This window comes from uncultured Microscilla sp. (assembly GCF_947493425.1).
GTDB lineage: Bacteria > Bacteroidota > Bacteroidia > Cytophagales > Microscillaceae > Microscilla.
Map to the genome: position 1 here is coordinate 1 of NZ_CANLRP010000248.1, position 9,066 is coordinate 9,066.

A 9,066-nucleotide genomic window follows, 5' to 3' on the forward strand; every position below is an offset into this window, starting at 1 on the left:
TCCAATAGATTTTAAAGATACATTGTCTATTGGAGCCATTCACAGATTTTAAAATGGAGGATGGCGAACATGTTGATTTATTAAAATATATTTAATCTATATTAGCATCTAAATATAGTTGTAAGTAATAAACCCCTAACCCTTTGAATGAAGATCACAGGTAAAAAAATAATAAAGTTTTCTGTAAAATTTATTGTCTATAGTGTAGCCTCAGTGCTGCTGCTGTTTTCGGTGGTCTGGGGGGCTATTCAAATACCAGCTGCGCAACAATACCTGGTAGATCAGGCAACTGGCTACTTGCGTAAAAAGCTCAAAACCAAAGTAGATATAAAACGTGTCAATATAGAGTTTTTTAAAACGGTGGTATTGGAAGATATCTTTGTGGCAGATCGTCAAGACGACACCTTGCTATATGCCAAGAAATTTAAAGTCACGTTGCATAGTTTTTCGCTGTTAGACAAACAATTGCAAACCCAGGAAGTAGGCCTTGAAGGGGTCAACCTACACTTGCATCGCTCTTCTAAGTCGCCCGATTTCAATTATCAATTTTTGATTGACGCTTTTAGCAGCGATTCTACCAAAAAGCCTGAACCCAAAAAAGACAGTACAGCAGGCTGGGACATAGACTTGCACAAGGTACGCTTAAAAAACCTGAAACTACACTGGTGGGACGACCGCAGCAAGTTGTTTTTGCAAACCCAAATGAAAGATTTCAAAGCAGATTTTGAAACGTTGGGGTTGGAAAATAAGCACCCTATCATCAATGAATTGATGTTTGACGGGCTTGACTTGAAATTTAGACAGGCCCCTCATCAACAAGAAGATAGCGAAGCAGAAGTAACACTTCAGGACGAGCTGGAGGCAGGCAAAAAATTGACCCCAAAAGATAGCACCCAAAAAGCGGTGGCAGATACGCTTAATACTGCCTTGAACTCCAGTGGGTATAAAATTGACCTTAAATCTTTGGTGTTTAAAAATTGTAATTTCCGCTATGATGACGATTCTCGTAAGCCTGCCAACAGGAACAGTATTGACTACAACCATCTGGTAGCCAAAGACTTTAGTACTGATATAAGACAGATAAAAGTAGGAAAAAACAACCTTAGCTTTGACATTAGATCGTTGGCTTTTGCCGAAAAGAGTGGTTTTAGGTTAAGACAACTCGCCTTGAGTGTAGACCTGGATTACCCGCAGGTATCGATAGACGCCGGAAAGATACAAACCAACAATTCGGTATTTCACCGGGGCTTTAAGCTGCGTTTACCCTCCCTGGAAAGCATTGAAGCGTCCGTTGATTCTACTTTTTTTGATGCCGATTTTACCCAGGATTCGCTGGGTTTCAAAGACATTACTTTCTTTACCGGAGCGTTGCCCCCTGCCTTGCAAGACCAAACCGTAAAGTTTGGCGGAAGCATTAAGGCGGATAAAAACAAACTATATTTAGACAAGTTTATGGTGGGGTTCAATGCCCGCAACAGTTTTGAAACCACTTTGGAAGTTAATAACTTTACCGACTATGCCCAGGCACATTATAACTTAAACCTACATTATTTAAAAGTAGCCCCTGCCTTTTTACAAAGTTTGTTGCCTGCACCTTTGCCTGCCCAGTTGATGCTTGTACCTGATATTCGCACCGAACTCAAACTGAAGGGGTATTTGTCGCAGCTCGAAGGTGATTGTCTTTTGCAAACGGTTTTGGGAGAGCTGGAAAGCGATTTTACACTGCAAACCAATGCCAAATTTGACAATAATCGCCTAAAGGCCAACCTGAGCGGCAAAGCCATACAAGTAGGTACGCTTGTCGGAGTGGCAGATGTTGGTGCTTTGAATTTTTCGGCTTCTACCAGTATTACCCAGAGTCCCCACTTGTTTCGAGTCGATACTTTGAATGCCGATATCACTAGTTTTGAGTATAAAAAGTATGTGTATAAAGGCTTAAAAATTGCCAGCAAATTTGTAGACAATATTGCCGAAAGTAAGGTAGTTTATAAAGATGATGAGGCACATTTAGTATTGCGAAACGTAGTAAACCTCAGAGAAAAAAAGCCTACAGTGTTTTTGCTGGGCGATGTACACCAATTGCATTTAAAGAAGTTGAACTTGTTTGACCAAAAGCTGGACATCAAAACCCAAATAGTAGGCGAAATTCAAGGGTTTGATGCCGATAGTCTTACTGGATACTTAAAAGTAACTCATGCAAAGGTGGCGTATCAGAAAAGAAACCTGGAGCTTGACTCGCTTCGACTTACCATTAGCCAACAAGATAGCACACGTAATATCGTGCTAAAGTCAGATATAATGGATGCCCACGTCAAAGGGCAGTTTCACTTATCAGAGTTGCCCCAGGCGTTTGATATTTTTGCGCACAGTTATTATACCGGGTATGCGAGCGACTCGCTCAAACTCAAGCATACCGAACAGTTTACTGTCAATGCCCATGTACACAAAAATCCTCGTTTGTTGTATGCTTTTGTACCTACTCTTAAGCTTCCTTTCGAACTGGACATTGATGTTACTTTTGATGCCAGCACTAATTTTTTGATGGCACAAATAAGTACGCCAGCGCTTGAGTATGCAGGACAAAAAGCCAACAACTTTTACTTGAATCTACGCACCAGGCGCAACAAACTCAAGGTGTTTTGGTCGTGCTCCAACATTGAAACCAAAGAAAATATAGACATCAAATCGCCTATTTTCCGCACTACTATAGAAAAAGACAAGGCGTCGTTTAATTTTAGGGTAAAGTCTGACTCGCTTAAAACGGATATGGCATTGTATGGAAAGGTAAATGCTAAAACCGATACTTTTGCTATAGCCCTGCATGATTCTTTCATAGAAATAGAAAAGCAAAAGTGGAAATTTAAGCAAGATTGTAAAATTACTTTCAACCCTTACAATGAGTACTTGTTTGTAGATAGCCTGGCGCTGACCCACAACGACCAAAGCTTATTGCTACAGAGTCGTACCAATGATGATAACAAAATTGTACAGGAGCTTGATATTATCAAGTTTGACATTGATTCTATTCCTCTGTTGTTTGGCTTAAGTTCTTACAAACTGGGCGGGGTGATCAATGGCAACCTGGCAGTAACCAACGTGTTTGATATTGAAAAAATTATCAGCGATATTAAGGTGAAAAACCTTAGAGCAATGGACATAGCAATGGGTGACCTTACTTTGGGGGTGAGCGACAAAGATCTTACGGGGGTTACCAAGATACAAGTATTGCTGAAGGGCAGAAATAATCGCTTGCGTGCCAACGGTTCGTATGACCTCAACAAAGACAGCTTATACTTGTTTGCTGGAATATCTCAGATCAGGCTTGAACCCTTCAAGCCTTTGGTGTCTGACTATATAACCAAGTTACATGGCAGGTTGAGCGCCCGACTGCGCGTTGCCGGACCTTTACTTCATCCCAATATCAATGGAGATATTAGATTTAAAGGTAAAAACACAGTGCAGGTGAAAATGTTGGGCGAACCCCACTTTATCGAAGACCAACGCATTTACTTTGACGGTGACCAAATCAACTTTAAAAACTTTACGATTACTGATCAAAACGGACAAACCAATACAATCAATGGTAAAATCCATAACCTGGGCTTTAGTGCTTTTTATACCAACCTTAAGGTGAAGGGAGATAATTTTCAGTTGATGAAGTCAAGTGCTTATAATTTTAAAACCTTGTATGGTACCATTGTGAGCGACTATGACATTAAAGTAGATGGGTTGTTGGATGACCTGAAAATAAAAGCAGATGTTACTGTAAAGCCTGGTTCTAACGTGCATACATCGATAGATGACGAAGGGGCGGCCAGTGTAAGACGAAGCGATTTTATTAAGTTTGTAGATGCTGACTCTACCAAAACCAAAGACACCACTAAAGCAAGAGCTCAAACTGATCTTACTGGGTTTACGGTCAACTCAGTGATTAGGGTAACTCCCGAAACAAAGCTACATATCATCATAGATGAAGCTACCAACGACCGTATGGAGTGCTCGGGCACTACGACATTAAGTGTAAACATGGACAGTACAGGGGAAATTGAAATATCGGGCGACTATGTTATAGAAACCGGAAAGTACACTATGAACCTGTTTGAAGTGGTACGCAAAGAAATTGAAGTGCAGAAGGGGAGTAGTGTGCACTTTTTTGGTGACCCTATGCAAGGAATCATGAATATCACGGCTATTTATGAAACCAAAACCTCTACCTATAGTTTATTACAAGACCGTATTTCGTCAGACCAAGAGATAGAGCAGGCAAAACGAATTATTCCGGTACAGGTATTGGTACATTTACGGGGCAAGTTTCTGGAGCCCCAAATTAGTTTCGACATTGAGTTGCCCAAAGAGGAGGTGAGAAATCCCAGCCCAGCGCTTACCAGTAAACTCAATGAAATAAGGAATAACCAAAACGAGTTGTACAAGCAGGTTTTTGGGTTGATAGTATTGGGGCATTTTATTACTGCCGAAGAGGCACAGGGCAGCAATGGAGTAGATGTAACCTCTCAATTGGGGTCGGGGCTGAGTGGTTTTTTAAGTTCTCAGCTCAACAAATTGTCTGATGATTATTTGGGAGGAGTACAAATTGACCTTGATTTAAATAATAGGAGTGATTATTCGCAAGACCGCGAACTGGCGGTACAATTGTCCAAGAAATTTTTCAATGATCGACTCAAGGTATCGGTGGGTAGTTTTGTAAGCCTCGATAACCACGACAATAATGAAGAAAATTCGCACCAAAACCTGATAGGAGATGTAACAGTAGAGTATCGTTTGAATGAATCGGGTAATTTAAGCCTTAAGTTTTTTCGCCGAACCAACAACAATAGCTCTGCCGCAAGCGGTCTTACTCAGCAAAACAACCAAACTAATGGGTTTTCGGTGAGTTACCAGAAAAACTTTAATAAATTAGGGCACTTGTTTAGACGCAAAAAGGTGAAAAATAGTAGACCACCCAAAAAAGAAAAGACTCAGAAAGAAGATTCACAGAAAAAAAGCAAAAAGTCGACAGGCGAGGAAACAAAAAAGACGGAGGTAAAAGGGAAGGAAAGCAAGAAGAAAGAAAAAGAAGACTAAAATACTGTAGTAGCAGCAAGTCCTTAGATACCGATGAATATCGGTACAATTAGCCATAAGCTACAAGTAAGTATAACTCGCTCATTGTATGATAGTTATCCCCTGTTTGTTAGATGTATTTAATTCAGTCCTGGTGTGTATTAAAAAATAAAAACCACAAAAAAGCTTTTTTGTGGTTTTCTGAACTTACATTACACCTATTTAGATGTAAGAGAATTGCTGTTTTTCTGAGAGTTTTGAATACTCCTATGAAAGTAACTTGTACCTAAGATGCGTTTGTGTGGGTGTTGCCCCTATTGCGCGGGCTATTTTTAGGCAAAAAGTCATTTCATTTCTACTCTTTCCTTAAAACTTAAGCGTCAAACTTAGCGCTGCAAAGTTGCTAAAGGGGGTACTTTCCATAGAAGGTTGCAATCTAAAGCTCAGGTTTTCGTCCAGGTCAAAGTCCATCAGGTGGGCATCTACGTTGGCATCTACCATTTGTAAACCATACACCAATACCGAAAGAATAATCATGAAGTCCCGATCGCGTTTTGCCTGATCTTGAATAGTTTTAAGGTTTTCGGCAGTCAGGTTAAAAGATGCCTCATAGTTGGGGTCTTGGCTTTTTTTTACGTATTCGTTTCTAAACTGTAAAAAACGTTGGTGTTGACGGTTTATTTCCAGACCAAGCAAGGCACCTCCTCCATAAATAATGATTAGTTTCCAGGGTTTACGGTTATATATTTGTCCAAACCCTGGAAAAGCTGCCGAATACAACAAGGCTTTGCGGGGAGAGTTACTTCTTCGTTTTCGCTTTTTGCTCGATAACTGTCCCCCTTTTTTTATTACCACAGTATCTTTTACGGTGAGGGTAGGTTTTACCGTAGCCGGGGGCTTGGTTTGGGGCACTGAGTCTTGCACCTGAGCTTCAGACACACCTATGGACATTAGCAAAATACCCGCAAGGCAAAATAATACTCTATACAAGTTCATTTTCAAAAAATATTTGCACATCTTACGCTCTTTGTTAAAATTATAAATTTAATGTCATTAACCTTAAAAAACACTTCAAACCTTGCTACAGGCTGTTTTTCTACCAAAATCCTGTTAGATTCTTCATTTCATTGTTATTTTGGTTTATATTGTTACGTTTTTAAAAAAATATTTGCTACAAGTTTTGGGTTACGTTCTACTTTAATTTTGTATAAATGTTTACAAAAGCTGTAATACCTTACATTGAAGAAAACTTCGCGCAAATCAAAAAAAATAACAGAAATTATTTTTAAATAAAGTATTTTTGAACAATATTTGATCGCTTAAAATGCGTGAAATTCAAGGATGCAAATATAGCGGTTTCATTTAAAAACATATAAATTATGATGCGACGATTCACCCTTTTAGCTGCACTTGCTGTTTGTCTATTATCCTGTGGACCAGGAAACAAAACAACAAACACCACAAATGACAGTAAAAAGATTTTTCGCTTGAACCTGACAGGGGGACTGACTTCGCTTGATCCGGTTTTTGCCGATCAAAGAACAAACATTTGGGCTACTACTCAATTGTACAATGGGTTATTTACCTTTGGAGAAGATTTACACGTTCACCCTGAGTTGGCAGAAAACTACAAGATTTCTGAAGATGGGCTGACGTATACCTTCACCATCAAAAAAAATGTCTACTTTCATGACGACCAGGCTTTTAAAAATGGTCGGGGACGTGAAGTAATTGCCGATGATTTTGTTTACTCATTCAAGAGATTAATGGATCCTAGAACTGCCGCAAAAGGTTCTTGGATATTTGCCGACAAGGTAAAGCAAAGTGCCGACAAGAAATTGGCGGATGACTGGATTGAAAAAATAGATGATTATTCGTTTAAAATTACTCTTAATCGACGCTTTCCTGCATTTTTACAAATCTTGTCTATGCCGTTTACTTTTGTAGTAGCAAAAGAAGCAGTAGAGAAGTATAACAAAGATTTCAGAAAACACCCAGTAGGTACTGGTCCTTTTATGCTAAAGACCTGGAACGAAAAAGATCGTCTGATCTTGGTAAAAAATACCAAATACTGGAAACGTGACGTAAAAGACCAACCATTGCCTTACCTTGATGCGGTAGATGTATCGTTCATTGAAGATAAAAACCAAGCTTTCTTAAGCTTCGAAAAAGGTAGCTTACATTTTCTGACCAGTATCTCAGAAACTTCTCGTAACAAGATTCTTAACAAAGACGGAAGCATTAAAGATGACTTCAGCAGCAAGTTTGTAGTAGAGAAAAAACCTTATATGCTGACCGAGTATATTGGTATTTTGATGGAGGGCACCGATGAAAAAGCCAACCCATTACTCAATAAAAAGGTACGTAAGGCTTTGAGTTATGCCATTAACCGCAAAAACCTGATTTCGTTTATCAGAAATGGCTTAGGTACACCAGGTAGCCACGGTTTTATACCTGATGCACTCTCTTCGTTTGACTCTACACAAATTCAAGGGTACAAAGTAGACATTAAAAAAGCGCAGGAGTTACTAAAAGACGCCGGATACCCACAAGGCAAAGGTTTTCCTGAGATTACTTTGAGTACTTATACTACTGACAAAGAAATTGCCGGATTCTTGCAAAAGCAATGGGAAGATAATTTAGGAATAAAGGTGAAAATTGAAAGCAATCAGTTTGCTACCCACAAAGATATGGTAGACAACGCCAAAGTGAAGTTCTTCCGTGGTTCGTGGATTGGTGATTACCCAGATGCCGAAAACTTCCTCTCTTTGTTTTACAGCAAAAACTTCTCACCAGATGGACCTAATAAGACTCACTTTGCTGATGAGACTTATGATAAACTGTTTGAAGAAGCCCACGAAACAGACAACACTTTTACCCGATACTCTGATTACAATAAGATGGATCAGATCATTATGGACAATGCTCCAGTAATTGTATTGTTTTATGATGAAGTGTTGAACCTGAAGCAAAAAAATGTGACTGGTTTGAAAACCAACACAATGAACACGTTGGTACTTGAAAAAGTAGACCTTAAGTCGGGCAATAATGCTTCGGCAAACGCTGATGACAAAAAAGAAGAAAAGAAAGAGGAAAGCTCTAAGTAATCTTTTCACACTACTGTAGATATTATGAAAGCACGCAAAATTTGCGTGCTTTTTTGCTTTTAGGCCTAAAATAATGGCCTGCCTACTCCTTTTTCATTCCCCATGGGTCTTTCTGTTAAATCACTCATTAAAAATAACCCCTATAAACGATGAAAAAGTTGAGCTACCCCTTATTCATTCTTTTTGCAATAATGCTGATCGGTGTGAGCGCACAAGCACAGTTTAAGCAGCTAAAAATCGAAGGAAAAACCGTTTATGCTACACTTTCGGAAGAGGTGAAAGTGATATTTGAAACTGATAAAATAGACTTGGATGCTTACACCAGAGTAACAAGTATTCAAATCGAGCGCAAAGGTAAACCTACGCAAACATTTCGTAAGCTAAGGGTGAGGGTGATTTACACCAATGATCGATTATCAGGAAATAAACCCTTGAGCTACGACCTCAAAACCAAACGTGAATTTTTAAATACCGGGCTTTATATCTGTTTTCTGGCGAATACTCAAAAACACCCAAAACTCAAAGGACAATTGAAAATTGCCAATGGAAAACTTACTTCTACCGTAATTACTATGTATGCCCATTGCCAATCGTCTATGAAGAAAATATACTATCGTCTTGACAATGGGCAGTTTTTTATAAGTCGTGTCAAACAATACCCCAGAACGAATACTAACCCTAATAAACCTCCGTTTAAAAGCCCTGAAAATTCTTTAAAGCTTATCAAAAAGAAGAATGAATAAGGTTTACTTCCTAAAAAAATCTTATTTCCGCTATTTAATTTTGCAATCCCTCGTCTCCTGCCTAATTTGGTAAACTATTTACGATAAATATTATTTGAAAGCCCACTGTTTTTAGTAGTGGGATGAAAAATAGTTGCCGAATGGCAAATGATGTT

General features: G+C 39.0%; 4 protein-coding genes. 3 read left to right on the plus strand and 1 reads right to left on the minus strand.

Going from position 1 to position 9,066, the window contains the following annotated elements; translation table 11 throughout:
* The first annotated feature begins 147 nt into the window (after positions 1 to 147).
* Positions 148 to 5,082, plus strand: a complete 4,935-nt coding sequence (locus Q0954_RS31320; protein ID WP_299465038.1) for a translocation/assembly module TamB domain-containing protein — start codon at positions 148 to 150, stop codon at positions 5,080 to 5,082.
* Positions 5,083 to 5,427: 345 nt separating this feature from the next.
* On the opposite strand, the gene Q0954_RS31325 is transcribed toward Q0954_RS31320, so the two are convergent.
* On the minus strand, positions 5,428 to 6,057 hold the full coding sequence (locus tag Q0954_RS31325; protein WP_299465041.1) for a DUF5683 domain-containing protein: 630 nt from the start codon (positions 6,055 to 6,057) through the stop codon (positions 5,428 to 5,430).
* Positions 6,058 to 6,440: 383 nt separating this feature from the next.
* On the opposite strand from Q0954_RS31325, the gene Q0954_RS31330 reads away from it, so the two are divergent.
* Together Q0954_RS31330 and Q0954_RS31335 are read left to right on the plus strand one after the other, a co-directional pair.
* Positions 6,441 to 8,168, plus strand: a complete 1,728-nt coding sequence (locus Q0954_RS31330) for an ABC transporter substrate-binding protein (RefSeq protein ID WP_299465044.1) — start codon at positions 6,441 to 6,443, stop codon at positions 8,166 to 8,168.
* A 203-nt stretch (positions 8,169 to 8,371) separates the two neighbouring features.
* On the plus strand, positions 8,372 to 8,911 hold the full coding sequence (locus Q0954_RS31335) for a hypothetical protein (RefSeq protein WP_299465047.1): 540 nt from the start codon (positions 8,372 to 8,374) through the stop codon (positions 8,909 to 8,911).
* The last annotated feature ends 155 nt before the right edge of the window (positions 8,912 to 9,066 follow it).